Origin of the sequence: Mesorhizobium sangaii (assembly GCF_014207355.1) — a bacterium.
Lineage (GTDB): Bacteria > Pseudomonadota > Alphaproteobacteria > Rhizobiales > Rhizobiaceae > Mesorhizobium > Mesorhizobium sangaii.
Genome location: NZ_JACHEF010000029.1, coordinates 1 through 2,741 on the forward strand (window position 1 = coordinate 1; position 2,741 = coordinate 2,741).

3 protein-coding genes are annotated in these 2,741 nt (G+C 59.9%); all 3 read left to right on the forward strand.

Translation table 11 applies throughout. The annotated features are described in order from the left end of the window. The coding region (locus HNQ71_RS34490) for an ABC transporter ATP-binding protein (protein ID WP_184879615.1) at window positions 1-1,029 on the forward strand (1,029 nt) is incomplete at its 5' end. After that, on the forward strand, window positions 1,026-1,940 hold the full coding sequence (locus HNQ71_RS34495; protein ID WP_184879618.1) for an ABC transporter permease: 915 nt from the start codon (window positions 1,026-1,028) through the stop codon (window positions 1,938-1,940). The genes HNQ71_RS34490 and HNQ71_RS34495, both read left to right, overlap by 4 nt. Beyond that, the coding region (locus HNQ71_RS34500; RefSeq protein ID WP_184879620.1) for an ABC transporter permease at window positions 1,933-2,741 on the forward strand (809 nt) is incomplete at its 3' end. The genes HNQ71_RS34495 and HNQ71_RS34500, both read left to right, overlap by 8 nt.

Genomic DNA, 2,741 nt, shown 5'->3' on the forward strand with positions numbered 1-2,741 from the left:
GCGGGAGAGTTTCTCTCGCTCCTGGGGCCCTCGGGTTCCGGCAAAACGACCCTCTTGATGATGATCGCGGGCTTTGAGCTGCCGACTGCGGGGCTCATTGAAATCGGCGCGAGGGACCTGACCTACGTCGCGCCCAACAAGCGCAATGTGGGCATGGTCTTCCAGAAATATGCCCTCTTCCCCCACATGTCGGTGCACGACAACGTTGCATTCCCCCTGCGCATGCGGAAGGTCAACAAGGCCGAGATCACCCGCCGGGTCGGCGAGGCTCTCGCCATGGTCCAGCTTAATGTCTACGGCAGCCGGATGCCCACCCAATTATCGGGGGGGCAGCAGCAGCGTGTTGCCCTCGCGCGGGCGCTGGTCTTCGAGCCCCCCGTGCTCCTGATGGACGAGCCCCTCGGCGCGCTGGACAAGAAACTGCGCGAACAGCTGCAGATCGAGATCAAGACTCTTCAGCAGCGTCTTGGCGTTACCGTCATCTACGTGACCCACGATCAGGAGGAAGCCTTGACCATGTCGGACCGCATCGCGGTCATGAAAGATGGTCAAATTGTTCAGATCGGCAGCCCGGCCAGCCTCTACAGCGAGCCCGCCTCTCCATTCGTCGCAGATTTCATCGGTAAGATGAATTTCCTGCCGGTCGAATATCTGGGATCCGAGAAGGCCGGCCACCAGATCAGGGTCGCCAACGCCTCGACGCTCAGCGTGACGCGCTCGCTCAACGGACACGCCATTCAGCTTTCTCCCGGACTGTCACTGCAGGCCGCTATCCGGCCGGAGAACATCTCCCTTGCGGCACGCGGATCCGGCGGCTCGCACGCCATTCCCGGAACCGTCGAAACCTCGATCTATCTCGGCACGCACCAGATTCTTCTGGTCAACATCGATGGCCACAACGGTCCTCTACTGCATATCCAGACATCGGCAAGCCGAGACCTGTCGGCATTCGCGCGCGGCGATGCAGTCGACATCCTGTTCCGGGCCGGTTCCATTCACTTGTTTTCAGGCAAGGGCGACGGCCAATGAGCAGTCTGGACGTGTCTCCCGTCAGTCCCGCCCCCGCGCCACGTTTTGGGCGGCTCTTCGTGGTCACCGGAACCGGCGGTAGATATCCCCCGCTCTTGACCGCTTTACTGCTGCTGCCCCTCCTTCTGCTTTTATTCTTTAGCTTTCTATACCCGGTTGGTCGCATGCTGGTCGGCAGCCTGTTCGACCCAGGCTTCACCCTCGACAACTACGTCCGCATGTTCATCGAACCGCTTTATCTGAAAATTCTGCTGCGTACGCTTTGGATCGCATTTGTGACGACGGTCGGTGCCTTCGTCCTTGGATATCCGGTTGCCTACGCCATGGCGCGGGCGGGCGGCAAGCTCACCCTCTGGATTGCAGCCTGCGTCCTGATCCCGTTATGGACCTCGGTTCTTGTGCGCTCCTATGCCTGGATCATTCTGTTGCAGCGCAGGGGCGTCCTCAATGACATCCTCATTGGAACCGGCATCATCGAAGAACCGCTCAGGATGATCTATACCGAAGGCGCGGTGATCGTCGCCATGACACATGTGTTGCTGCCGTTCATGGTCCTGCCGATCTACGGCGCCCTACGGACTATTCCAAAGGAACTGACCCAGGCCGCTGCGAACCTCGGCGCCGGCGTCTTCACCACCTTTTTCAAGGTGACCTTGCCGCTCAGCCTGCCCGGCGTCTTCGCCGGAACGCTGATGACCTTCATCCTTGCCCTCGGTTTCTACGTCACGCCGGCCTTGGTGGGCGGCCCTCAGACCCTGATGATGGCGACATTGATCGGACAGCAGACGACGGTCTTGCTCAACTGGTCGTTTGCGGGCGCGCTGGCGACGGTACTTCTTGTGGTCACCTTGGTGCTCACGTTCATGTTCCGCAGGGTCTTGGCCACGTCTAGAGGATTTGCCAATGTCTGAGACGATCGCCTTGAGCCAGACGCGCTCGTTTCGTCCCCTCGTGCTCGGCAAACTCGCCGCAGGCGCTGTTATTGGGCTCATCCTGTTCTTCCTGATTCTGCCCACCCTGATCGTCATACCGATCTCGTTCGGCAGGGCCCCCTACATCGAGTTCCCGCCCTCCGGGCTGACGTTGAAATGGTACGGTGAATTTTTCAGCGATCCCGACTGGATCGCAGCGACGCTCTTCAGCCTGCGTATCGCCTTCTTCACCACCATTTCAGCGACGATCATTGGAACCCTCGCCGCTGTCGCGCTGGTCCGGGGCGATCTGCCGGGGAAATCGCTAGTTCTCGGTTTGGCGCTCAGCCCCCTGATCGTTCCCCACATCATCATGGCGATCGCGCTTTATCTGTTCTTCGCGCCGCTTGGCCTGACGGGGAATTTCTTCGGCTTTCTGTTGGCGCACACCATGCTGACCGTTCCCTATGTAGTCATTGCCGTCTCGGCATCCCTGCAGCGCTTCGATCCCATTCTCGAAATGGCCGCGCTGAATTGCGGCGCCGGCCGCGGCCGCGCCTTCTTCGAGATCGTCCTGCCACAAATCACCCCTGGCGTGATCACCGGCGCGGTTTTCGCCTTCGTCTCCTCGTTCGATGAGGCAACCGTCGCCTTTTTCATCTCCGGTATTGGGGGCAAGACGATAACCAGGAAGCTGTTCGAGGACATCGACTTCAATCTCACCCCGGTCATCGCTGTCGTCTCCACAATCATCGTTGCCATCTCAATCCTGCTGATGGGCACGATACGCCTATTCCAGAA